Consider the following 23,019-nt stretch of genomic DNA (forward strand, 5'->3'; position numbering starts at 1 on the left):
AAATCAAGTAGGTATTTGTGTTTTTGGAATAATTTGCAGATATAGAAGCTGTTTTTGTAATAACCCCTAAACGGATCAGTAAATAGAGCTAAAAAATTATTTTTTCAAAGCAATTTTTTTTCGAATATTACTTAAAAAAACATTGGTAATCCCAAGATAAGCAGCTATTTGTATATTAGAGAGTCGTTGTATGATGTGTGGGTATTTCTCTCTAAATTCGATATATCTAGATTCTGCTGTTTTGCTCAGATTATCAATCATTCGTCTTTGAAGCGCTACGTGCGTTTTTTGCGTCATTACCCTGAATAATTTTTCTATTTTTGGCAAATTAGCGTATGAAAATTCTTTGTTTATTTTTGTAATGACCAGCACTTCACTATCCTCGAGAGCTTCTATATAAAGCTGTGAAGGAGTTTCATTGCAAAAGCTATCAATATCGGTAATCCACCAATTTTCTACTGCAAAATAGAGAATTTGCTCAAAACCATTCTGATCTATATGGTACACCCGAAAAAGACCTTTTGTAACAAAACCTTCAAACTTACAGACTTCGCCTTCTCTGAGTAAAAAACCTTTTTTCTGAATTGACTTTTGCTCGAATAAATCACAAAATTCTTCTGTTTCATTTTCAGAAAGTACAATATGTTTTCTAATGTTCTGTTTTAGAAGTTCTTTCATATTCGAAGTACGTAAAATAGCTGTCAAAGAAGTTTTTTTACTTTAAACGTAGCTAAGTTACAGAAAATATTAAATAAAGAACACAATTGGAGTGATACAATTTGTTTTTAAGATAAGTTTATTTTTACAAAAAAACAGCTTTACTTTTTTAAAAGTTGTGCTTTATTGTATTCATAGTTCATTCGAGCGATCGACAATAGCGATATATCCTGAGGGCATTCTACCTCGCAAGCTCCAGTATTTGAGCAACTTCCAAAGCCTTCTTCGTCCATCTGATTTACCATTGTAATGACTCTTTTTGAGGTTTCCAGCTTTCCTTGTGGCAATAAGGCCAAGTGTGTTATTTTTGCACTTGTAAATAATGCAGCACTGGCATTTTTACAGGTTGCAACGCAGGCACCACATCCGATGCAGGCTGCAGCATCAAAAGAAGCCTCACTTGCTTCGTAAGTGATAGGAATGCTGTTGGCCTCTGGCGCTTGCCCTGTCGAAACACTAATATAACCTCCTGAGCCGATGATCGCATCCAACGATTTTCGGTTGATTTTTAAATCTCTCAGCACAGGAAATGCTAAAGCTCGAAAAGGTTCAATGTAAATAGTGTCTCCATCCTTAAAACTTCGCATGTGCAGCTGGCAGGTGGTGGTATGTTTGAGCGGGCCGTGCGCCCTGCCGTTTATCATTATTCCGCATTGTCCGCAAATACCTTCTCGGCAGTCGTGATCAAACTCTATCACTCGCTCGCCACGCTGTAAAAGCGATTCGTTTAAAAGATCCAGCATTTCGAGAAAAGACATGTGTTCAGAGATATCATCTATTTCATAATCGACCATATTTCCTTTGGCAGCGGTGTCAAGTTGGCGCCATATTTTTAGATGCAGTTTCATTTTTTATTTTTTTGAAATTATTTGTAACTCCTTACCGCAAGTTCTACCGAATCAAAGACTAACGGTTCTTTGTGAAGTTCCGGAAGCTGTCCTTCTCCTTTCCATTCCCAAGCAGAGACATAGCAAAAATCAGTATCATTTCGAACTGCTTCTCCTTCTGTCGTCTGAAATTCTTCTCTAAAATGTGCCCCGCAGGATTCTTCTCTTTGCAGCGCATCATGGCACATAAGTTCGGCCAGCTCGATATAGTCTGCTACACGTCCTGCTTTTTCCAGTTCACTGTTTAGTTTTTCGTCTCCCGTTATCAAAAGGTCGTTTTCAAAAGATTTCTTCAATAATTGTAGCGAATCGATTGCTTCCTGCAGTTTTTCTTTACTTCGCGACAACCCACATTTTTCATAGAGAAGTTTTCCAATTTTTTTATGAAAATAATCTACAGAATACTTTCCCTTACAGTTCAAAAACATATTTATTTGTTCCTGAGCCGATTTTTCCGCTTCCGCGAAAGCGGGATGATCCGTATTTATTTTTGGTGTTTTTAGCTCACCGGACAAATAATTTGGAATAGTGTAAGGTGCAATGAAATAACCGTCTACACAAGCTTGCAGAAGAGAATTGGCTCCGAGTCTGTTGGCTCCGTGATCCGAAAAATTAGCTTCTCCCAATGCAAAAAGTCCGGGAATAGTCGTCATTGGTTCATAATCAACCCAGAGTCCGCCCATCGTAAAATGTGCGGCAGGAGAAATGAGCATCGGCTCTTTGTAAGCGTCGATTCCGTTAATTTTTTCATACATCGAAAATAAATTACCATATTTCGACTTTATTTTTTCAATTCCTTGAAAATCAATTGCTTTAGAAAAATCAAGATAAACTGCATTTTTCATAGATCCAACGCCAAAACCTGCGTCAATACGCTCTTTTGCGGCGCGTGAAGAAATATCTCTTGGCGCAAGATTTCCAAAAGCAGGATAGCGGCGCTCGAGGTAGTAATCTCGTTCTTCCTCAGGAATACTATTAGGATTGCGTTGGTCTCCCGCCTTCAATGGTACCCAAATACGTCCATCATTTCTAAGTGATTCAGACATTAATGTTAGCTTAGATTGGCTTTCGCCCCGTTGAGGAAGGCAGGTAGGATGGAACTGAATCCAGCTAACGCCCGCCATATATGCGCCTTTTTTATGTGCCCGCCATATAGCCGATCCGTTGCAGCCCATTGCCAGAGTAGAAAGGTAATAAACCTTGCCATATCCGCCTGTTGCCAGCACTACAGCATCTGCCTCATGACGTTCCAGAGCTCCTGTTTCCAGATTTCGGGCTATGATTCCTTTGGCTTTTCCATCAATCAGGACAAGTTCTACCATCTCATGACGTGTGTGCAAGGCAACTTTTCCAGCAGTTGCTTGGCGTAGAAGTGCCTGATAAGCTCCCAATAAAAGTTGCTGTCCCGTTTGTCCGCGAGCGTAAAACGTTCTTGATACCTGAACTCCTCCAAAAGATCTGTTGTTTAGATATCCTCCATATTCTCTTGCAAAAGGAACTCCTTGAGCAACGGCATGGTCAATCAGTTTGGCAGAACATTCGGCCAGTCGGTACACGTTTGCTTCCCTAGATCTAAAGTCACCGCCTTTTATGGTATCATAAAACATTCTAAAAACGCTGTCGCCGTCATTTTTGTAATTCTTTGCAGCATTAACACCGCCTTGCGCCGCAACAGAATGTGCCCTTCTGGACGAATCTTGAAAACAGAAGGATTTTATATTATAACCCTGTTCTGCAAGAGAAGCGGCACAAGAAGAGCCTGCCAATCCCGTACCTACTACAATGATGTTGAGTTTAGTTCGATTAGCAGGATTGACAAGCTTTGCTGTGGCTTTATAGTTGTCCCATTTAGTTTCCAGAGAACCTTCAGGTATTTTTGAGTCGATCATTTTGATACTTATTTAAAATAAATGTAAAGAGGTATTGCCATAAAACCTCCTGTAATAATGAGTGTATATACCCATCCGATTATTTTTACTGCTTTTATATATTTAGGATGATAAAGCCCCAATGTTCCGGAAGCACTAAAAAATCCGTGCAGTAGATGAAAGCCCAGTGCAACCAAGGATATTTCGTAAATCAAAACGTACCAAAACTGAGAATAAGAGTGTACAACTATTGCATATAAATCCTTGTGACCGTTGCTGTCGAGAGGCAATTCTGTAAATTGGTACACATACCAGAAATCCTTAAAATGAATTATAAGAAACAATAGTAATATAGTACCGAGAATTCCCATATTTCTGCTGTTCCATGCGCTGGCGTAATTTCTCTTATCATAGTAATAATTTTTTCCGCTTGCTGTCTTATTTTTTATCGTGATAAGAAGAGCCAACACAACATGACCCATAATTGATACATACAATATCCACGAAATTATTTTGATCAGAATATTGCTGGAGAGCATCTTTGAATACCAATTGAACTGTTCTCTTGCCACATCTTCGGGCAGTAAAAGCTGAAGATTTCCCAGTAAATGTATCACGAGAAAAAAGCACAGAAAAAGACCTGTGTTAGCTATAAATAGCTTCTTTTTTAGTGTGCTATTTTTCATAAGATCAAAATATTATAAAAATTCATAGTAAAAGATATTATTACCAAAGCCCGATAGCTTTCCACCAAAGTCCTCCTACAGTAAACCATATCAGTAGAAAAAGAACACTCATATAAAATCCTTGTTTCCACCAATCTTTTAAGTCTACGTAGGTGCTTCCAAAGAAAATAGGAGCGGGACCATGACCATAATGAGTAAGCGACCCCATGAGTGAGGCACAGGCTCCGAGGAATATGGCAAGCATCGTTCCCGGAACTCCTACTGCAATTCCTACGGATAAAAAAACAGAATACATTGCGGCTACTTGTGCTGTTGCACTGGCAAACATGTAATGGCAGTAAGAATATACGATAATAATAAGCGGAAAAGCCCAATGCCAGCTTAGTTGAGAAAGTTCACTACCGACCAATTTGCCAAACCAACCAATAAGTCCAAGTGAATTTAGGTAGGATCCCATCATTACAAGAGATGAAAACCAGACAATGGTATCCCAAGCTCCCTTTTCAGATTTTACGTCTTCCCAAGTTAGTACGCCGCTCAATAGCAAGATGCAAAGTCCTATTAATGCTGCCGTAGTGGCATCAATGGCAAATAAATTTCCGAAGATCCAAAGTACGAGCAATATGATGAAAGTAGCGACCATTAACCATTCTTTTAGAGAAACAGGCCCCATTTCGTCAAGTTGTTTTGCTGCTATTGCGGGTGCTTCTTTCGTTTCTTTTAATTCTGGAGGATAGGATTTATAAAGAAATAACGGAATCAGTAAAAAACAAACAAGACCAGGGACAGAGGCAGCAAGTGCCCAGCTTCCCCATGTAATGTTTACGCCCAGATCGGCAGCGAATTTCTGCGCCATAGGATTACTGGCGGTAGCTGTTAAAAACAGTACTGAGGTAATCATATTAGCATTATAACTGCTAAGGGTAAGGTAAGCGCCAATTTTTCTGTGTGTTTCAGGTTTTTCAGCATGCGATCCCATATTTGTGGCAATTGATTTCATGATAGGGTAGATAACTCCTCCGGCTCTTGCTGTATTACTCGGAATAGCCGGGGCAAGTATAAGATCAGCCGTATTTAATCCGTAGGCTAGACCAAGCGGACTTTTTCCGAATATTTTAATAAAATTGTACGCTATTCTTGTCCCAAGACCTGTTATAATAAATCCTCTAGCAATAAAAAAAGCAAGTCCGATTAGCCATATTGTAGCGTTTCCGAATCCACTCAGCGCATTCACAATAGATTTTGCAGGATCTCCGGGAGCAAGTACTTGGGTGACGGCACATAATGTTATTCCGATTATAGCCATAGTTCCCATTGAAGCAGCTTTTGAAATGATCCCCACAATAGTAGCGACAAAAATAGCAAGGAGGTGCCATGCATTGGGCTGCACGCCTTCTGGATTTGGGATAAACCAAATTGTAAGGCCTATGGCGCAGGTAATAAAAACAGATTTGAAATTGATCTCTTTCATAATAATTAATTTAGAATCTTACCTGCAATTGTACGTAAGCAAGGCTATTAGAATTTGTGGTCGTAAGAGGAATACTTTTTTTATAAATATCTATAGAAACTCCCATCTGTAGTGCGGCATAAAAATCATCCGCAAAAATCAGAGACAGGTTAGGAATTAAGGTTTGGCGTATATTACTGTCTATTTTGTAATTTTCATCAAAATATTCATAACGGGAAGAAAATTCGATAGCCCGCAATCTTCTATTCTTACAATCGTATCTTAGGGTAGGAAGCAGGTAAAAACCCTGCATTTTAAACTCACTTATAGATGGTTTTATAACTTGATTTACATCTGAATTACTTGCCATGTATGCCAGAAAATTGGTACCTGTCTTTCCTTCGGTCATCAGTAGCAGTTGCCATTTTTCTGAGAAATTAATTTTACCCGTAAGATCAATACCGTAAGCATTTCCGATACCGCTTTCGCCAAGGTTTCCTCTCGCAATATTGGCTCCGATTGTTATCGTTTTGGCTACATCAGTTTCTAGCCTCAGATAGGTATTTTTTGTATTATTGTTATCTTTCTTCTGGTTTTTATTGTTTCCGTTGTAGACTCCTGCATAATATCTTAAACTGCCACTTGGTACTATATTTCCAAATATAGATACCCCGATCTGGAAACTCTGCCATCCGTTTTTTCCAAATGCATAATACTGATTTGAAAAATCAAGTGTGCGTATGATATCAACGGGAACAACATCTTCTATTCCGAAAAAAGGACGAAATTGTCCTGCCTGTAGGCTGAAATATGGATTGAGTTTGTACTTTATATACGCATTTTCAAGTACCTTATTAGACGGATTATCATTGAATTCGGCAAAATTCACCAGTACATTGGCGGAAAAATGGTCATTTATATCTGTTTTGAGCATTACTCTTGCTCGCTTTAGCATAAAGGTATTGGTAATGCCTTTTGTTGTGTTAGGTTCAAAATTTTTTCCATCAACGTCTGCGTCTTTTGTCAGCGAATAGACATAGCGGGTTTGCAGTACGCCCGCAAAACTCAGTTTTCTCTTGTAAGCAGAATAATTGGTAATGGTATCTGTAGAAGATGTCCTGTCTTTTTGCTGCGCCAACGATGGTAGCATAATTGAAAATAAAGCAATTAAGAACATTTTCTTTTTTGATAAAAAAAGAGGCGGAGAAGTCAATTTATGTAGCATGACGATTTGTTCTTTTAAAATGAAATGTAAATGAACGACTTAAATATCCTTAAAGATATGATTTTTATCATATTTTTCTTAAAAAGTCAATTATAATTTTTTAAATAACGCTAATTTGTTCAATAAAAATAAAATGTGAATGCAAGGATTTTTTATTCAGGCACATTCTTTGTCTAAGCTTATACATTACTGATAAAAACATTAGAAAATTATCATTATTTGTGATAAAATATTCAATATTTTCGAGCGTTAAAATGAAAATTTCGAAGTTTTTTTTTAAAATTTTGTAAAAAAGAATTAAAAACAAAATAGAATATTTGTATTATAAATAGTACGATTTTACCGTTTGGTTTTCGTATAAAAATATTTTTTGAACATTTTGTCTGACTTTAAAAAAGAAACAAATGAATAAAAAAGGAGATATTATAGTAATAGAAAATAATCAACGTGATAAAAATTTATTTATTGAGGTTTTTAGAGAATTGGGGTTTTCTAATAAAATAGCCTATTTTAAATCGGGAAAAGAGGCTTACAATACGATTATTAAAAATAAAGTAAATCCATTTCTAATATTTTCAGATATTGTACTGCTTCAAATGGAAGATCATAAGTTAATTGACCGAACGTACAAAAATGTAAGCAAAGAGCTTAATTGTCCTTACATGTTCTTTACTACGGCAGTAGCGCAATATTTTATAATTGATGCCTATTCTAATCCAACAAAAAGCTATTTTGTAAAACCCTATAACTATGAAAAATTCAAGAATACGATCAAATCTATTATTGAATATTGGCTTAAAGCCGAGAAAATGACGCACCATATTGAGAAAAAAGTGCTAAAAATAGAGGCAAGTGATTAATGCTTTTCTTTAACATCTTATTCAAGAAAACCAACGCAGACAATGCGTACAAGTGCTTATAAGCCCAAAAAAATAGTATAAAAAACTCCTCACACATGAGGAGTTTTTTGGTATAAACAGGTTTCTATTTGCTGGTAAGTGTTATTTTCATCGTTGGGTTATCTAGTATTAAACCCTCATGTTCGATGTCACTTACATACTTATAAGGTGTTTGCGTTTCGTCCTTTAAGACCAGACTTTTTCCTCCTTCTGATAAAATAAAAGTTCCGTTCATGTCATGTTCCAAAAAACCGGTTACTTTTCCATCTTCTGTAAAGGTTAGATTTCCTTTGGACAAAATTAAATTTTTTAACGAATCAGATAGTGGTTTTTTAAGTTCCACAGCGGTAACTTTCCAGGAATTAATAAGCTTTTTTCTCCCCTTGTGACAGGAAACAAATAACAGTGCAAAGATGGCAATCGCAACAATAAGTAATTTTGATTTTTTCATGATTTTTGGTTTTAAAGTTAGAAAGCAAAAGATACAAAAAAAACAATTACATGTTGCTAAAAATCAATTATTTATAGAAGGAGAATTAACATAGATGAATTCGAAATTAAATAGTATTACGACAAGAAAATAATATAATCTAGCGATAAACCAATGTGTAAAAGTAGGATGAAAAACTAAAATATTGATAAAAAATGATCCAAAAGTATGATGATAGCAACCTTACTAGAAAAAAATAAAGAATAGTTGTAATTTAGTTTAAAGTCAATGCTCCTAAAATTTCTTCATACATAAATGGCCCTCCTGGATATTGAGCCGTATAATCGAGATTTAGCCATACTTGACCACGTTCATCAATATGGTAGTGTAGCTTTTTCTTGTAACTTTCTCTCTTAAAAAGTACATTTTTTATCAAATAATTGACCTTTTCTAAGTCGATTAAAGAGCCAATAAGAATTTCAGGATAAATATGACCTTTGGTGTGTATAAGCCTCGGAGTGCCTCCAATAGAGCGAATCGCCGCAGCCATCAAAATAGAATGATCGTCGCAATCCCCGGAAAAATATTGCAAAGACTCGCTTGCGGTAGCAATATAATCACCTTCTTTTGGGTCGTTAACGTAATTCCAACGGCTATTAATTTCTTTAAAAACGGCAAAACACTGTATAATGGTTCGATAATCCGAATAGCCTTTTATACCTTTAAAATGTTCTGTAGTGGCCATAATCGCAAAATTTCGAACCTTTGGATCTTGGTATTCGATGGCATTGATAATTTTTGATTTATTAGGGAACGGAAGCAATTTGGCCACAATAATATCCTGAGGAAACGGATTGTCTGACATGGTGTAAATCATCGAATTGTAATCTTCCGAAATTTCATTAAAACCATAGTTTCCAAATACAGAACCATACACCAAAACCAACAAATATAAGGCAATACAAACAATTATAATGGTTCGCAAATACATTAAAATTAGAAAAAAACAGGCCAAAACAAACAAGAAAATAAACACTCTGTCGATGTTAAAAGGCCATTGCAGATCGATTAAATTCTGATGTAGAATAATGAAGACAGGAATCGTTATTAAAACACTCAGCAACATGATGATAATCCGGTCCCAAGGCGATTTTACCTGTAGTTTGGATTTTAATTGCGGAAAGTTAATTTTAGGAATTCTTATCATACTTACAAAAAGCAATATTTTATAGTGCTTTTACGGTTTCAACAAATGTACTTTTTTTATCAATAATTCCGAGATCAAATAATTGATTTTGAATTTTAATGAATGCTTTTTCGTTTAAATTTTTTTGCGACCATTGTGTAAGCTTCAACCATTCTTGAATATCTTCCAGCTTTTGATTAAAAAGTTCTGCCAAAGTTTTATCAATATCCGGAATTTTAGCAAAATCATGTGTCGTTTTATTAATAATTTCGAGGATTTTCTCTATTATTTTCGAATTTTTCTTCAAAAATTCATCGCGAACTACAATAACAAACGAAGGCCACGGAGTTGGGCAGTCGCCGACACGTCTAAAAATTCCCTGATCGACAAGTGGTTTTGTCATAAAATGTTCCCACATAAAATAATCAGCCGTTCCGTTGGTCAAAGCTTCTACAGCACCATCAATGGTATTCACGATCTCAAACTGAAGATTATCAGTATTCCAACCCTGATTATCTGCATTGACATAGGCCATCAATTGCGACCCAGAACCCAATCTGGAGATTGCTGCTTTTTTATTTTCTAAATCTTTAATGTTATGAAAATCAGATTTTTCAGCCACATGAATTCCCCAAATCAAAGGAGATTGAACATAGATTTGTACAATCTTGCTGTGGTTTCCTGCCGTAATATCTTTTATAATACCTTCGGTCAAAATAACCGCTATATCTGTCTCGGCATCCCGCAACATTTGGCACATTTTACCTGTTCCTTCCGGAATATTTTGCCATTGCAAATCAATATTTTCTGCTTCAAACTCGCCATTTTCAATGCATATTTTCCATGGCAAATTGAAGTGTTCGGGCACACCTACAATTTTTACAGTCTTCATTTTTGTTCAAGTTTAAGTTAGTTTGGTATGCGTATTATAAGTTTGTTAGTTCAAAATCAACTAATTCTTCAATAAATCCGTTTTGTGTTTTTCAGAAAGGCAAGGTTCTGCAACTTCTATAATAGAAAGTGATTCATATTCATTCAAAAGTCTTTTTACAACAGCATAATCAACATCTTTTATCACTTCAACAGCAAAAAAAGTATCGTTTAAAGCTTCAGATACACAATTGATTGATTTTAACTTTTCTCTAATGATTTCTTTGTCAAAACCTTCTTCTAAAATCAAGACCTGAATTATCGAATTTCCAGAATGTTGAAGGGTTTCCTTGTGAAAGAAACACTTTTCATTTTCATCATATTCTGCGCGAAAGATATCGTCTGTCGCTATAAAAGGTCCAAAAAACGGAATATTATCCAATTTAAAATATCCTTTTTCTAAATCAACAATCTCACCCCACATGGTTTCTGAAACGATTTCTTCCAAGTAAGTGCTGTAATATTTGAATAGTATTTTTTTATGTGTTTCTGCCATTATCTAATTTTCAAATTGATTGTTGTCGAATCAATTTTCTATTTTTTCAATTAAAATTATAAAACAGATAAAAAGTATAAATCCAGCAAATAAATTTTTCTGAGCTGTCGTGAATCCATTTTTATCAATATTTTCATTGTTATTATCCCAGTAATAATCTAAGCTTTTAGGATATTTTTCTTCAATAGATACATTTAGAAGTTGAAAAAAACTCCATCTGAACAAACCTCCCATACCTAAAGTAAATTTTCTTAGAGGCTTAAAAATCATGTGGTCAATTAAAAAACCGAACACTATTTTTCTGCCAATTTATCCAACGTATATGCAATCAATTCATCAACAGCCTTGTACGGATCTTCGCTAAAAGTTCCCGAAGCACGATTGGCGATGATCGCATTTAATGATAAGGCGTTATGTCCTAAAAGCGCAGAAAGCCCATATATAGCTGCGGTTTCCATTTCTAAATTAGTAATTCGATTGCCATCAAAATCAAAATTATCCATTTTGGCATTCAAATTTTCATCTTGAATATTCAAACGTAAAATACGTCCTTGAGGGCCATAAAAACCTCCGGCTGTAGCGGTAATTCCTTTAAAAATAATATCACTTTCAATTAATTTTTCTAATTTTTCTGAGCACGCAATTGCATAAGGCTTTCCTTTTTTAATGTCCCAATTGGTGTGTAGAACAAAAGCGTCTTCGACCGCATGATTCGAAACTTCATCAATCAAATAGGAGCGGAGCATATTGTCTAATCCTAAACCCATTTTAGACATTACAAAACTATCCACAGGAATAGATGCCTGTAAAGAGCCAGAAGTTCCAATTCGAATAATATTTAGAGAAATCAGGTCTTCTTTGGGTTGGCGGGTTTCTAAATCAATATTGACCAAGGCATCCAATTCATTCAAAACAATATCAATATTGTCAGGACCAATCCCGGTTGATATAACAGAGATTCTTTTGCCTTTATACATTCCGGTTTGGGTTTTAAATTCCCTTTTTTGAGTAGAATATTCTATCGAATCAAAAAACTGTGTGATTTTTTCGACTCTATTTTGGTCGCCCACAAAAATGATGTCGTGTGCAATATGCTCAGGACGAAGGTTTAGATGATAAACGCTTCCGTCTGGATTAAGTATTAATTCTGAATTTTGTATCATTTCTTTTAGTTGCTAAGGTTTTTTTTAAGATTCTGAGTTGCTAAAGTTCTAAGGTTTTTTGTTTCAAGTTTCAAGTTTCATGCTGTGATGACTTGAAACATGAAACCATTATCCGCCAACACGTTTCGTTTTAAATCCTTTTTCTTTTAAAATTGTCATTATTTTATCGCGGTAATCGCCTTGTATTATAATCGAATCGTCTTTAAAAGTTCCGCCTACGCTTAGTTTTGTTTTAATTTCTTTGGCCAGGATTTTAAAATCTTCGTCTGATCCTTCGTAACCTTCGATTATAGTGGTTGCTTTTCCTTTTCTTTTTTCGAATTTGCAAATCATGGGCTCTTTTTGCACATAAAGTACATGTTCTTGCTCCTGAATTTCTTCCGGTTCATTTGATTCTACGTGGTCTGGAAACAGATTTTTAAGTTGGTCTTGTAAGTCCATAGCTCTTTTATTCTAAAAATTAAATTCCAAATCCCACTAGAAATGCTGGGATTTGGAATTTTTTAATTGAATTTATTTTAGTTTATTTTTTTATTAAACCTAAATCCACTAAACGTTCGTATAAATAATCTCCCGCTGTAATATCTTCAAATTTCTTAGGATTCTCGGCATCAATACAGTTTTCAAGGCAATCCAGACGCATATCGCTTACGGGGTGCATAAAAAACGGAATAGAATAACGTGAAGTTCCCCATAATTCTCTCGGAGGATTCACTACCTGATGAATCGTAGATTTTAGTTTATTATTGGTATGTCTCGACAACATATCTCCCACATTTATCACCAATTGATCGTCTTCTGCGATCGCATCAATCCAGTCTCCATTATGATTTTGTACTTGCAAACCTTTGCCCTGAGCACCCATTAACAAAGTAATCAGGTTGATATCACCATGAGCAGCAGCGCGAATTGCATTTTCTGGCTCAGAAGTAATGGGCGGATAATGTATCGGTCTTAAAATAGAGTTTCCATCTTTTGCATACTGATCAAAATAAAACTCATCAAGTCCTAAGTGCAAAGCCAAAGCTCTAAGCACGTAAACACCTGTTTTTTCAAGCATTTGATACGCTTCTTTACCGACAACATTAAAACGGGGCAACTCTTTTACTTCTACATTTTCAGGATATTCTGCAGCGTATTTTGAAGCTGCGTCAACATACTGGCCAAAATGCCAGAATTCTTTCAAATCTCCTTCTTTACGTCCTTTAGCATGTTCTTTTCCAAAAGAAACATACCCTCTTTGACCGCCAATTCCAGGAATTTCATAATTATGCTTGGTTTCTATTGGCAAAGCGAAGAATTTTCTAATTTCGCCATAAAGCTCGTCTACTAACTGGTCATCAAGAAAATGACCTTTTAGGGCTACGAAGCCAATGTTCTCAAATGCACTGCCGATTTCATTTACAAATTTTTGTTTACGTTTCGGGTCGTCCGAAAGGAAATCACGTAAGTCTACACTAGGAATGTTTTGCATACTTTACATTTTTATTTTAAGATGAAAGGAGTTGTAAAGCCTTTCTGTAACAAAGGTAGAGAATATTTTAGATTTGAATTTTAAAAGTTATATTAAAATCAAAAAAATATAACAAAAACAACTAAAATTGTTATAATTTTTTATCTTTGAAACACTAAAAACGACAACCGACATGATCTTTTACAGACAAAACCTTAGCGATACTCAATTATTAGATTTATATAAAAAATTATTAAAGCCACGTTTGATCGAAGAGAAGATGCTAATCTTAATTCGACAGGGAAAAGTTTCTAAATGGTTCTCCGGAATCGGTCAGGAAGCTATTGCTGTTGGGGTTACAGCAGTATTGGATGATTCTGAGTACATCTTACCCATGCATCGTAATTTAGGCGTTTTTACATCCCGAAATATTCCTTTGTACCGTTTGTTTTCGCAATGGCAGGGAAAAGCCAACGGGTTTACAAAAGGCAGAGATCGCAGCTTTCACTTCGGAACGCAGGAATATAATATTATCGGAATGATTTCGCATCTGGGCCCGCAATTAGGTATCGCAGACGGAATCGCTTTGGCAAATAAACTTCAAAACAATAAAAAAATTACAGCCGTTTTTACTGGCGAAGGAGCTACCAGCGAAGGCGATTTTCATGAAGCGCTAAATATTGCAGCAGTTTGGAAATTGCCTGTCATGTTTATTATCGAAAATAATGGTTACGGGCTGTCTACGCCTACAAATGAGCAATATTTATGTGAGAATTTGGCAGACAAAGGTATTGGCTATGGCATTGAAAGTCATATCATTGATGGAAATAACATTCTGGAAGTCTACACTAAATTAGCACAACTAAAGGCCGAAATGCAAGAGAATCCACATCCGGTTTTATTAGAATTTAAAACTTTTAGAATGCGCGGTCACGAAGAGGCGAGTGGCACCAAATATGTTCCTGAAGAATTGATGAAAATATGGGGAACAAAAGATCCAGTAGACAATTACAGAATGTTTTTATTGGATGAAGGTATTTTATCTGAAGGATATGATGCCCAGTTACATGAAGAAATTAAAAAAGAAATTGACGAAAATTTAGCCATAGCAAATGCCGAACCAGAAATAATTCCGACTTACAGTGGAGAATTAGATGACGTCTACAAAGATTTTGAATATAAAGAGATTAGCTCAAGTTTATTAACAGAAAATATTCGTTTTATTGATGCTATTAGTAGCAGTTTAAAACAATCGATGCAACGTCATGAAAATCTGGTAATTATGGGACAAGATATTGCCGAATATGGTGGTGCTTTTAAAATTACGGATGGTTTTGTAGCACTTTTTGGTAAAGAACGTGTGCGCAATACGCCAATTTGCGAAAGCGCTGTTGTTTCTGCCGGGATGGGATTATCCATCAACGGTTACAAAGCTATTGTCGAAATGCAATTTGCCGATTTTGTTTCTACAGGTTTTAATCCAATTGTTAATTTATTAGCAAAATCACATTACAGATGGGGAGAAAAGGCCGATGTTGTCGTGCGAATGCCTTGTGGCGGCGGAACGCAAGCGGGTCCTTTTCATTCGCAAACAAACGAAGCTTGGTTTACCAAAACACCAGGTTTAAAAGTGGTGTACCCAGCTTTTCCGTATGATGCTAAAGGCCTTCTCAATACGGCAATTAATGATCCGAATCCTGTGTTGTTTTTTGAACACAAACAATTATACAGAAGTATTTATCAAGACGTTCCGAGCGATTATTATACGCTTCCGCTGGGAAAAGCAGCTTTATTAAAAGAAGGAAATTCGGTAACGATTATTACTTTCGGAGCTCCCGTGCATTGGGCTTTGGATACATTGGCAAAAAATCCTGAAATAGAGGCGGATTTAATCGATTTGAGAACGTTACAGCCTTTGGATACCGAAACTATTTTTGCATCGGTAAAAAAGACCGGAAAAGTGATTATTTACCAGGAAGATACAATGTTTGGCGGAATTGCGAGCGATATTTCGGCACTTATTATGGAAGAATGTTTTGAATATTTGGATGCTCCCGTAAAAAGAGTAGCAAGTTTAGATTCGCCAATTCCGTTTACAAAAGCTCTCGAAGATCAATTTTTGCCTAAAAATCGTTTTGAAGAAGTTTTAAAAGAATTATTGGATTACTAAAATTTAAGTTTTCACATTCCTGCAAGGTTTTCAAAACCTTGTAGGTCTTATTTTATGTGTCAAAGATGCCAGCAAGATTAAAAAAACCTTGCAGGAGAACAACTCATCATAAAATAGCCTAACAGCTATATAACTTATTTGTCTTTTATAAAGCAGATTTTTTTATCTTTAAACCATTAAAACAATCTACTTTATGAAAAAAATCTTTGTTACAATTCTTGCCTTTACGCTTCTTTTTTCGTGTAATAAAAGCACAAAAACCAATGAGAGTAAAGCTTCCGATAAAAAATTTGATCAATACAAAGAAGGTTTTGTCACTTCTTTATGGCAACTAAATCCTGATTGGGCTTCAAGTCAGGGCTATCACAAATTTGATAGTATTTTGGTTATTCCCGATGGCGCACAACAAAAAAAAGAGCTTGATTTTGTAAAAGCGCAACTCGATTCTTTACAACAGTTTGAAATTGAAGATCTGTCGGATAATAATAAAACCGATTTTCGAATGATAAAAAATCAGCTTGAAAGTACTGTTTTTAGTATCAAAGAATTAAAATCATGGCAATGGAATCCTTCTGAATACAATGTTTGCGGTTCTTTTTCTGAAATTTTAAATGGTAAATACGCCTCGGAAGAGGTTCGTTTACGTGCTTTTGGTGCAAAATTAAGTGCCGTTCCTGCGTATTATGAAGCGGCAAAAAAGAACATTAAAAACCCAACTGTTGAGCATACAGCACTAGCAATTGCTCAAAATTTAGGCGGCTCTTCGGTATTTGAGGGCGAATTAAACGATATTTTGGCTAAAAGTAAATTGAGTGATGTCGAGAAAAAACAAATTCAGGAAAAAGCCAAATTAGCCAAAAAAGCCATTACGGATTATGCTGCATGGCTAGAAAAAACTCCCAATAAAACGCCTCGTTCTTTTAGATTAGGAACTGAATTATATGCTAAAAAATTCGATTTTAATATTCAATCAGGTTATTCTGCCGATGAAATTTTTAAAATCGCAACCGAGCATAAAAAAGATTTACACGAGAAAATGTTTGTTTTGGCCGATAAATTATGGTCCAAATACAAAGGAAACGAGCCAAAACCAGCTGAGAAATTAGATTTAATCAAACAAGTAATTGATAAAATCTCGCTCAAACATACCACTCCGGAGAAATTTCAATCTGAAATAGAAAAACAAATTCCGGAACTTACAGCGTATGTAAAAGCCAAGGATTTATTGTACATCGATCCTTCAAAACCATTAGTGGTTCGTAAAGAACCGGCTTATATGGCGGGTGTTGCAGGCGCTTCAATCTCTGCTCCTGGACCTTACGATAAAAATGCAAATACCTATTACAATGTGGGAAGCATGGCGGGCTGGACTGCAGAAAACTCTGAAAGCTATTTACGTGAATACAATGATTATATCCTTCAAATTTTGAATATTCACGAAGCAATTCCTGGACATTACACCCAATTGGTTTACAGCAACCAATCGCCAAGTATTATAAAATCTATTTTAGGAAACGGTGCAATGGTTGAAGGTTGGGCGGTTTATGCCGAATTGATGATGCTAGAAAGTGGCTATAAAAACTCAGATGAAATGTGGTTGATGTACTACAAATGGAATCTAAGAACGACATGCAATACTATTTTGGATTATAGTGTACATACCAAAAACATGTCTAAAGAAGCTGCGATCGATTTATTGACTAAAGAAGCATTTCAGCAACAAGCTGAAGCAGATGGAAAATGGAAACGTGTAACACTTTCTCAAGTGCAATTGTGTTCTTATTTTACAGGTTATACAGAGATTTTTAACTTAAGAGAAGAACTTAAAAAACAACAAGGAGATCAATTCAAATTGAAAGAATTTCATGAAAAATTCTTAAGTTTTGGAAGCGCTCCCGTAAAATACATTAAGGAATTGATGTTGTCGAAAGAGTAAATCCTTAAGATATTTTGTAAAAAAGGTTTGATGAGATTAGAGTTTCATCAAACCTTTTTGCTTGTAATACAATTTACTTTGAGTTTGACTCTAGCTCAAACAATTGCAATTGACTTTTCAGTCTTTCAACCAATAAATTCATCATTCTTTTGTTTAAACTGGAAGAATTCTGAATGTAAGTAGTGTATTCTTCGACAGTAAAAAGCCCAATCACCATTCCTTTTAGAGCATTTCTAAATTTAATATCTTTTTGAATTGAATTTTCGATCGTCTGTATCTTCTTTTCGATCGTATGCGAATAAAAGTCAGGTTTGTTTTTATTTACATAATTGATAAAAACTGCGATAAACAGCTCATTTTGAAGCTTTAAAATTGGTCTAATTGTTTGATTTTGAAATAATTCATCAGGTGAAGACTGAGTACCAACGGTTCCTAAAGTTTCGCCTCTAAATTCTCTTAAAAAAGTATCTCTGTCTGCCATGTTTTTTCTTTAAATTTAAAAAAAAATAACATACAAAAAGGTTATTTTTGTTTATATAATAGTAAAATATGAGATTCCATACCAGAAAATGGGTCAAACCCCAAGATTTAAATCCAAACGGTACTTTATTTGGCGGACAATTACTCGCTTGGATTGATGAAGAGCTGGCTTTGTACTCGATTGTTCAATTAGAAAACCCAAGAGTAGTAACCAAACACATGTCTGAAATCAATTTTAAAAGCTCTGCCAGACAAGGTGATATTGTCGAAATTGGTATTGATGTGGTAAAGTTTGGAAATACTTCTCTCGTCTTAAAATGTGCTGTTCGAAATATGATGACCCGCGAAATTATCATCACTATTGACAGTACGACTATGGTAAATCTGGATGAAGACGGGAAGCCAAAAGCACACGGAAAAACACAAATTGAGTTTGTAAAAGATCGTTTGTAAAGAGTTTTATTAGTTAAGTTATATTTTTTAAAATAACATTAAAAATGTCAAAAAGATCACTGCTTTTTGTTGTGCTGAGTTTAAGTATTTTAGTCGCTTGCAATTCAAAGGAAGATAAAGATACGTACAAATTTTCTTTGTACCGTGCAGTTAATAAAAACGATACTGCAACTTTAACATTAAACAAAAATGAAAAACGCTTTTTTGGCCAATACGAAATAACCCATTATGAAATTGGCAAAGATTCTGGCGATGTAGAAGGAAATATAGTAGGAGATACGCTAAAAGGGAGTTTTCATTATAAAACTCATGGCGGGAGCTGGAAAAGAGTGCCACTGGCTTTGTTACAAAAAGACAACAAACTTTTTCTGGGTACAGGCGTTATAGGAACTTATCTTAATCTTCCCTGCTATATACCTGATATTCCTATAGATTATACAAATCCTGAGTTTCTTTTTGAAGAAATAAAAGTAGAAAAAAAATAAAATAAGGGACAATATGATATAAGTAAATTTTAAGTTTTATATTAAATGAAACAATATTTACTTATATCATTTTGCGTTACAATGACCTTATTCTGTGTTTCCAATCTTAGAAGGAAGCTCAAATATCTCTAAATCAAAATATTGTACAGACGCCATTACATGATCAAAAATATCCGACATGATATACTCGTAATTGGCCCAGCGTTTGTCACTCGAGAAAGCATAAATTTCTAGAGGAACACCATGCGCAGTAGATTGCAGCTGACGACACATAATATGCATATCCTTGTTAAGACCCGGATGCGTCACCAAATACTGAATGATATATTTTCTAAACAAACCCAAATTAGTCATATTGCGACCATTTAGGGCGAGGGTTTTGTCTACTCCGTTGGATGCATTGTATTTCTCAATTTCTACCTGTCTGGTTTCGATATAAGAAGTAATAAGCTGTACTTTTTTCATCTGCTCCAAATCTTCGGGATATAGAAAACGAATACTGCTGCTTTTGATTAAAATATGTCTTTTAATGCGTCTACCATCCGATTTTTGCATGCCGCGCCAGTTCTGAAAAGAATCCGAACTCAATGCATAAGTTGGAATCGTGGTAATGGTATTATCAAAATTTCGAACTTTTACGGTGGTCAGATTGATTTCGATAACATCACCGTCAGCACCAAATTTGTCCATTGTAATCCAGTCGCCAATGCGCACCATATCGTTTATCGCTACTTGTACACTCGAAACAAAACCTAAAATAGTATCTCTGAAAATCAAGATAATAATAGCCGAAAGTGTTCCTAAAACAGTTAGTAATTCACCTTTTTTTACTCCAAATAAAGTCGAAATGATCATTGCGATTCCAAAAATCCAAAGCACGATCATGATTACCTGAATAAAGCTATCAATTGGTTTGTCGCTGTATTCGGGCTTCTGTTTTAGATAATCTTTTAAAGCATTAAAAATAGTTCTGGTAATCCATAAACTGATCAAAACGATATAAACGCCCACTATTTTTCCAAAAACAGATTCCCAGTACTCATATTTGTCCAAAATGATGGGAACCGCCTTATAAATAAAGAAAAACGGAATAAGGTAAGCGGTATATTTGGTTGTTTTATTATGAATGAGATAATCATCAAACTTTGTCTTGGTTTTTTGCGCAAAAACGGCCATTAATGTTACCAAAACAAATTTGGCAACATAATAAATAGCATACGCCAAAGCGAGCATGAGGACAATATTGAAGGCAAGGCTGATGTAAGACGCAAAGTTGCGACTCATTCCCCAATGTCTAAAAACAGGATATAAAAAGTTGAATAATTTATCCAAAATATTATGCATTTACAGCTAAGTATTTTTTCTCTATATAAAAAGTACCAAACGGAATAAGAGACGCAATCAATATAATTCCGAATGTTTTAAGATCCCAATTTTGAGATTTTCTAAGCAAAATACCCAAAATAATATAACCAATAAACAAAACACCATGTCCAATTCCGAAAGGACGAACTATTGTATGGTAAAGTTCCGGATTATTGCTTTTTAAAATAAGCATATTGACAATTAATACCAAATAAGAGATTCCTTCTAAAATTGCTGTAACCTTAAAAATCTTGAGCATTTAATTATTTTTTTAATTTGTAAAAGCAAAATTAAGTATTATCCTTGGTTTTTGATTAGGAATGCTAAAAGTAATTTACTTTTGTATTCTTAAACTTTGATAATGAGTAAACGCGATTTAAAAAAATACCTGGGCGAACTGACCAAAGAGCAACTCGAAGAACAAATTATCGAGTTGTACGAGAAATTCAGTCCTGTAAAAGTGTATTACGATTTTGTTTTTAATCCGAAAGAAGACAAACTTTTGCAAGAATGCAAGACAAAAATCTCGCAGGAGTATTTTCCTGTCAGAAAACCGGGTACCAAATCGCGGTCAAAGGCAAAAATGCGCCGTTCTGTGGCACAAAAATACATCAAACACTTTATTTTACTTGGTGTCGATCCTTTTGTGATCGCCGATGTTATGCTGTACAATATTGAAATTGCGCAAACGTTTTCTTCAGGAAATTATATTAAACAAGAATTATTTTACAAAAGCATCTTTAACTCCTTTGAACAGGCGGTAAATTTTATAATTTCAAACGGAATTTTATCAGAATTTAAATCCCGAATTGTCTCCATAAAAGAAGAAACAACCCAACAAAAATGGAAGAATAAGCATGATTTTGAGGTGGTTCTGGAGAAAATCGACTTTTGAAAGGTTTTCTTATAAAAAATCTTATTTAAAAAAATCATTTATTTTACGTTAAAATAAGGTGAATAACTGTTTTTTAGGTGTATTTTTGCAAAAATCCAAAAATTTACAATGTCTCAAAACACTTTAGAAATAGAAAGAGAAGAGAAAAAAGAACTTTATGCCTATCAAAAAGGTGACATCGACGCCATTTTTGAACGTTTAGACAATGCTTCTTCAAAACATCATTTATTATATCAACTGCCAACGGGTGGAGGAAAAACTGTGATTTTCTCCGAAATCGTTCGTCGTTATCTAGCCAATAATGATAAAAAAGTAGTGGTTTTAACGCATCGTATCGAACTTTGTAAGCAAACCTCTAAAATGCTTAAAGGTTTTGGAGTTACAAATAAAATTATCAACAGTAAAGTAAAAGAATTGCCGGATCAAAACGATTATTCTTGCTTTGTTGCGATGGTAGAAACGCTTAAAAACCGTATCAACGACGAAAAATTACACCTTGATAATATTGGTTTGGTCATCATTGACGAGGCACATTACAATTCGTTCAGAAAATTATTAAACTCATTCAAAAATGCTTTTATTCTTGGAGTAACGGCAACACCTTTGAGTTCGAATATAAAATTGCCAATGCATCAGAGTTATGATGAGCTTATCGTAGGCGATACGATTAGTTCCCTGATCGACAAAGGTTTTCTTGCAAAAGCAACAACATATAGCTATGATGTAGGATTGACATCGCTAAAAGTGGGTATCAACGGAGATTATACCGTAAAATCATCAGATGATTTGTACACCAATACCATCATGCAGGAGAAATTGTTGCATGCATATACAGAACGATCTTTGGGCAAAAAAACCCTGATTTTCAACAACGGTATCCATACTTCTTTATACGTTTATGAAACTTTTAGAGAAGCCGGTTACGACATCAGACACCTTGATAATACAAGTAGTGCCGAAGAAAGAAAAGATATTTTGGCATGGTTTAAGAAAACTCCAGATGCAATCTTAACATCTGTCGGAATCTTAACCACTGGTTTTGATGAGCCAACGGTAGAAACTATTATTTTAAACAGAGCCACAAAATCATTGACTTTGTACTACCAAATGATTGGTCGTGGTTCTCGTAAATTACCCGGTAAAGACGAATTTACGGTAATTGATTTAGGGAACAACGCAGCTCGTTTTGGACTGTGGAGCGAGCCTGTAAACTGGCAACATATCTTTAAATCACCTGAATTTTACCTGGAAAACCTACGTGATGATACCGAAATCGAATTGTATTTTAAGTATACGATGCCACCGGAATTACGTGCTAAATTTAGCAAAACAGCCGATGTAACTTTTGATGTAGACGAAGAACACAAATTAATTATCAAGCAAAATTTACGTTCAAAAGTGGTTTTAGACAAGTCGCTGGAACAACACGCCGCCATGTGCGTCGACAATTCTGAAACCCTTCAGGAAGCAAAAGCACTAGGAAAAGAGCTGGATGATGATATCGAATGCCGCATCAAACGCTATGCAAAATGTTTGAGCCAATGCAGTAAAAACTACCGCGAATGGCTGGTTGATGATTACAAACTAAAAATGGTACTATTAATCGGTAAAAAATACCGTGAAAAAATCATGAACGAACCGGATGAATAGCAATTTGTTTTATGTTTTTTTGTTTCAGGTTTCAAGTTTCAGGTTGTGACGTTAAACATTGGAATTTAAACAATAATTTAAGGAGCTATTTCCTGCTGTCCGCTGTATCTTTTATGCCGAAACCCGGCACAAAAGGATGCCGCTCCCATCAGGGCTAGGGCTTTAGGTTCTACAAGAAAAATAGATACACAATAA

General features: G+C 35.2%; 24 protein-coding genes. 7 read left to right on the forward strand and 17 right to left on the reverse strand.

The window, feature by feature from the left end:
* Positions 1-96 precede the first annotated feature (96 nt).
* The 6 genes from J3495_RS03380 to J3495_RS03405 all read right to left on the reverse strand — a co-directional run bounded on the left by J3495_RS03380 (position 97) and on the right by J3495_RS03405 (position 6,833).
* Positions 97-678, reverse strand: coding sequence for a Crp/Fnr family transcriptional regulator (locus tag J3495_RS03380; RefSeq protein ID WP_210665298.1), 582 nt, complete (start codon positions 676-678; stop codon positions 97-99).
* 140 nt (positions 679-818) lie between these two features.
* Positions 819-1,565, reverse strand: a complete 747-nt coding sequence (locus tag J3495_RS03385) for a succinate dehydrogenase/fumarate reductase iron-sulfur subunit (RefSeq protein ID WP_210665165.1) — start codon at positions 1,563-1,565, stop codon at positions 819-821.
* Between the two features lie 17 nt (positions 1,566-1,582).
* Positions 1,583-3,493, reverse strand: a complete 1,911-nt coding sequence (locus J3495_RS03390; RefSeq protein WP_210665166.1) for a fumarate reductase/succinate dehydrogenase flavoprotein subunit — start codon at positions 3,491-3,493, stop codon at positions 1,583-1,585.
* Between the two features lie 8 nt (positions 3,494-3,501).
* Positions 3,502-4,158, reverse strand: coding sequence for a succinate dehydrogenase cytochrome b subunit (locus J3495_RS03395; protein WP_210665167.1), 657 nt, complete (start codon positions 4,156-4,158; stop codon positions 3,502-3,504).
* A gap of 40 nt (positions 4,159-4,198) precedes the next feature.
* Positions 4,199-5,629, reverse strand: a complete 1,431-nt coding sequence (locus J3495_RS03400; RefSeq protein ID WP_210665168.1) for an anion permease — start codon at positions 5,627-5,629, stop codon at positions 4,199-4,201.
* A 10-nt stretch (positions 5,630-5,639) separates the two neighbouring features.
* Complete coding sequence (locus tag J3495_RS03405) at positions 5,640-6,833, reverse strand: porin (protein WP_210665169.1); 1,194 nt, start codon at positions 6,831-6,833, stop codon at positions 5,640-5,642.
* Between the two features lie 404 nt (positions 6,834-7,237).
* On the opposite strand from J3495_RS03405, the gene J3495_RS03410 reads away from it, so the two are divergent.
* The gene (locus tag J3495_RS03410; protein WP_210665170.1) at positions 7,238-7,693 is read left to right on the forward strand and encodes a response regulator; all 456 of its coding nucleotides are present in this window, start codon (positions 7,238-7,240) and stop codon (positions 7,691-7,693) included.
* Positions 7,694-7,817: 124 nt separating this feature from the next.
* Here J3495_RS03410 and J3495_RS03415 read toward each other — a convergent pair whose 3' ends face one another.
* From J3495_RS03415 to J3495_RS03450, 8 genes are all read right to left on the reverse strand, one after another.
* Positions 7,818-8,183: a hypothetical protein gene (locus J3495_RS03415; RefSeq protein ID WP_210665171.1), complete on the reverse strand. Its 366-nt coding sequence runs from the start codon at positions 8,181-8,183 to the stop codon at positions 7,818-7,820.
* Between the two features lie 253 nt (positions 8,184-8,436).
* A complete protein-coding gene (locus J3495_RS03420) occupies positions 8,437-9,369 on the reverse strand; it encodes a transglutaminase (RefSeq protein ID WP_210665172.1) in 933 nt (310 codons plus the stop codon).
* A gap of 19 nt (positions 9,370-9,388) precedes the next feature.
* Positions 9,389-10,240, reverse strand: coding sequence for a substrate-binding domain-containing protein (locus tag J3495_RS03425; RefSeq protein ID WP_210665173.1), 852 nt, complete (start codon positions 10,238-10,240; stop codon positions 9,389-9,391).
* A 60-nt stretch (positions 10,241-10,300) separates the two neighbouring features.
* A complete protein-coding gene (locus tag J3495_RS03430; protein WP_210665174.1) occupies positions 10,301-10,774 on the reverse strand; it encodes a DUF4265 domain-containing protein in 474 nt (157 codons plus the stop codon).
* 30 nt (positions 10,775-10,804) lie between these two features.
* The gene (locus J3495_RS03435; protein WP_210665175.1) at positions 10,805-11,044 is read right to left on the reverse strand and encodes a hypothetical protein; all 240 of its coding nucleotides are present in this window, start codon (positions 11,042-11,044) and stop codon (positions 10,805-10,807) included.
* A gap of 23 nt (positions 11,045-11,067) precedes the next feature.
* Positions 11,068-11,937, reverse strand: coding sequence for a nucleoside phosphorylase (locus tag J3495_RS03440; protein WP_210665176.1), 870 nt, complete (start codon positions 11,935-11,937; stop codon positions 11,068-11,070).
* Between the two features lie 108 nt (positions 11,938-12,045).
* The gene (locus tag J3495_RS03445; RefSeq protein ID WP_026985098.1) at positions 12,046-12,378 is read right to left on the reverse strand and encodes a translation initiation factor; all 333 of its coding nucleotides are present in this window, start codon (positions 12,376-12,378) and stop codon (positions 12,046-12,048) included.
* 82 nt (positions 12,379-12,460) lie between these two features.
* Positions 12,461-13,411: an isopenicillin N synthase family dioxygenase gene (locus tag J3495_RS03450; protein WP_210665177.1), complete on the reverse strand. Its 951-nt coding sequence runs from the start codon at positions 13,409-13,411 to the stop codon at positions 12,461-12,463.
* A 172-nt stretch (positions 13,412-13,583) separates the two neighbouring features.
* On the opposite strand from J3495_RS03450, the gene J3495_RS03455 reads away from it, so the two are divergent.
* Positions 13,584-15,560 carry an alpha-ketoacid dehydrogenase subunit alpha/beta gene (locus J3495_RS03455; RefSeq protein ID WP_210665178.1) on the forward strand — a complete coding sequence of 659 codons (1,977 nt, stop codon included), beginning with the start codon at positions 13,584-13,586 and terminating at the stop codon, positions 15,558-15,560.
* Between the two features lie 193 nt (positions 15,561-15,753).
* Complete coding sequence (locus J3495_RS03460; protein WP_210665179.1) at positions 15,754-17,496, forward strand: DUF885 domain-containing protein; 1,743 nt, start codon at positions 15,754-15,756, stop codon at positions 17,494-17,496.
* 73 nt (positions 17,497-17,569) lie between these two features.
* Here the strand turns inward: J3495_RS03460 and J3495_RS03465 are convergent, their stop codons facing one another.
* Positions 17,570-17,977 (reverse strand): glyoxalase, encoded by a 408-nt coding sequence (locus J3495_RS03465; protein WP_210665180.1) that lies wholly within the window; start codon positions 17,975-17,977, stop codon positions 17,570-17,572.
* A gap of 68 nt (positions 17,978-18,045) precedes the next feature.
* Between J3495_RS03465 and J3495_RS03470 the strand changes: the two genes are divergently transcribed.
* Together J3495_RS03470 and J3495_RS03475 are read left to right on the forward strand one after the other, a co-directional pair.
* The gene (locus tag J3495_RS03470; RefSeq protein WP_210665181.1) at positions 18,046-18,429 is read left to right on the forward strand and encodes an acyl-CoA thioesterase; all 384 of its coding nucleotides are present in this window, start codon (positions 18,046-18,048) and stop codon (positions 18,427-18,429) included.
* A gap of 44 nt (positions 18,430-18,473) precedes the next feature.
* Positions 18,474-18,914, forward strand: coding sequence for a hypothetical protein (locus tag J3495_RS03475; protein ID WP_210665182.1), 441 nt, complete (start codon positions 18,474-18,476; stop codon positions 18,912-18,914).
* Between the two features lie 87 nt (positions 18,915-19,001).
* On the opposite strand, the gene J3495_RS03480 is transcribed toward J3495_RS03475, so the two are convergent.
* Positions 19,002-20,258 carry a mechanosensitive ion channel family protein gene (locus J3495_RS03480; protein WP_210665183.1) on the reverse strand — a complete coding sequence of 419 codons (1,257 nt, stop codon included), beginning with the start codon at positions 20,256-20,258 and terminating at the stop codon, positions 19,002-19,004.
* Entirely contained in the window at positions 20,251-20,538 is a 288-nt protein-coding gene (locus tag J3495_RS03485; RefSeq protein WP_210665184.1) for a DUF3817 domain-containing protein, read from the reverse strand. Before J3495_RS03485 ends, J3495_RS03480 begins: the two co-directional genes overlap by 8 nt.
* 102 nt (positions 20,539-20,640) lie before the next feature.
* Here J3495_RS03485 and J3495_RS03490 point away from each other — a divergent pair, with 102 nt between their 5' ends.
* Together J3495_RS03490 and J3495_RS03495 are read left to right on the forward strand one after the other, a co-directional pair.
* Positions 20,641-21,174: a DUF6155 family protein gene (locus J3495_RS03490; protein ID WP_210665185.1), complete on the forward strand. Its 534-nt coding sequence runs from the start codon at positions 20,641-20,643 to the stop codon at positions 21,172-21,174.
* Positions 21,175-21,282: 108 nt separating this feature from the next.
* Complete coding sequence (locus J3495_RS03495; protein ID WP_210665186.1) at positions 21,283-22,824, forward strand: DEAD/DEAH box helicase; 1,542 nt, start codon at positions 21,283-21,285, stop codon at positions 22,822-22,824.
* The last annotated feature ends 195 nt before the right edge of the window (positions 22,825-23,019 follow it).

This window comes from Flavobacterium geliluteum (assembly GCF_017948595.1).
In the GTDB taxonomy this organism is placed as follows: Bacteria; Bacteroidota; Bacteroidia; order Flavobacteriales; family Flavobacteriaceae; genus Flavobacterium; species Flavobacterium flavipigmentatum.

Bases quoted from the DNA above. Each gene is read 5' to 3' on its own strand.
- J3495_RS03450 (WP_210665177.1), bottom strand. From the start codon at position 13,411: ATGCAAAACATTCCTAGTGTAGACTTACGTGATTTCCTTTCGGACGAC.
- J3495_RS03410 (WP_210665170.1), top strand. From the start codon at position 7,238: ATGAATAAAAAAGGAGATATTATAGTAATAGAAAATAATCAACGTGAT.
- J3495_RS03445 (WP_026985098.1), bottom strand. From the start codon at position 12,378: ATGGACTTACAAGACCAACTTAAAAATCTGTTTCCAGACCACGTAGAA.
- J3495_RS03480 (WP_210665183.1), bottom strand. From the start codon at position 20,258: ATGCATAATATTTTGGATAAATTATTCAACTTTTTATATCCTGTTTTT.
- J3495_RS03435 (WP_210665175.1), bottom strand. From the start codon at position 11,044: ATGATTTTTAAGCCTCTAAGAAAATTTACTTTAGGTATGGGAGGTTTG.
- J3495_RS03470 (WP_210665181.1), top strand. From the start codon at position 18,046: ATGAGATTCCATACCAGAAAATGGGTCAAACCCCAAGATTTAAATCCA.
- J3495_RS03405 (WP_210665169.1), bottom strand. From the start codon at position 6,833: ATGCTACATAAATTGACTTCTCCGCCTCTTTTTTTATCAAAAAAGAAA.
- J3495_RS03395 (WP_210665167.1), bottom strand. From the start codon at position 4,158: ATGAAAAATAGCACACTAAAAAAGAAGCTATTTATAGCTAACACAGGT.
- J3495_RS03465 (WP_210665180.1), bottom strand. From the start codon at position 17,977: ATGGCAGACAGAGATACTTTTTTAAGAGAATTTAGAGGCGAAACTTTA.
- J3495_RS03430 (WP_210665174.1), bottom strand. From the start codon at position 10,774: ATGGCAGAAACACATAAAAAAATACTATTCAAATATTACAGCACTTAC.
- J3495_RS03425 (WP_210665173.1), bottom strand. From the start codon at position 10,240: ATGAAGACTGTAAAAATTGTAGGTGTGCCCGAACACTTCAATTTGCCA.
- J3495_RS03400 (WP_210665168.1), bottom strand. From the start codon at position 5,629: ATGAAAGAGATCAATTTCAAATCTGTTTTTATTACCTGCGCCATAGGC.
- J3495_RS03455 (WP_210665178.1), top strand. From the start codon at position 13,584: ATGATCTTTTACAGACAAAACCTTAGCGATACTCAATTATTAGATTTA.
- J3495_RS03490 (WP_210665185.1), top strand. From the start codon at position 20,641: ATGAGTAAACGCGATTTAAAAAAATACCTGGGCGAACTGACCAAAGAG.
- J3495_RS03390 (WP_210665166.1), bottom strand. From the start codon at position 3,493: ATGATCGACTCAAAAATACCTGAAGGTTCTCTGGAAACTAAATGGGAC.
- J3495_RS03385 (WP_210665165.1), bottom strand. From the start codon at position 1,565: ATGAAACTGCATCTAAAAATATGGCGCCAACTTGACACCGCTGCCAAA.
- J3495_RS03380 (WP_210665298.1), bottom strand. From the start codon at position 678: ATGAAAGAACTTCTAAAACAGAACATTAGAAAACATATTGTACTTTCT.
- J3495_RS03485 (WP_210665184.1), bottom strand. From the start codon at position 20,538: ATGCTCAAGATTTTTAAGGTTACAGCAATTTTAGAAGGAATCTCTTAT.
- J3495_RS03415 (WP_210665171.1), bottom strand. From the start codon at position 8,183: ATGAAAAAATCAAAATTACTTATTGTTGCGATTGCCATCTTTGCACTG.
- J3495_RS03460 (WP_210665179.1), top strand. From the start codon at position 15,754: ATGAAAAAAATCTTTGTTACAATTCTTGCCTTTACGCTTCTTTTTTCG.
- J3495_RS03420 (WP_210665172.1), bottom strand. From the start codon at position 9,369: ATGATAAGAATTCCTAAAATTAACTTTCCGCAATTAAAATCCAAACTA.
- J3495_RS03440 (WP_210665176.1), bottom strand. From the start codon at position 11,937: ATGATACAAAATTCAGAATTAATACTTAATCCAGACGGAAGCGTTTAT.
- J3495_RS03495 (WP_210665186.1), top strand. From the start codon at position 21,283: ATGTCTCAAAACACTTTAGAAATAGAAAGAGAAGAGAAAAAAGAACTT.
- J3495_RS03475 (WP_210665182.1), top strand. From the start codon at position 18,474: ATGTCAAAAAGATCACTGCTTTTTGTTGTGCTGAGTTTAAGTATTTTA.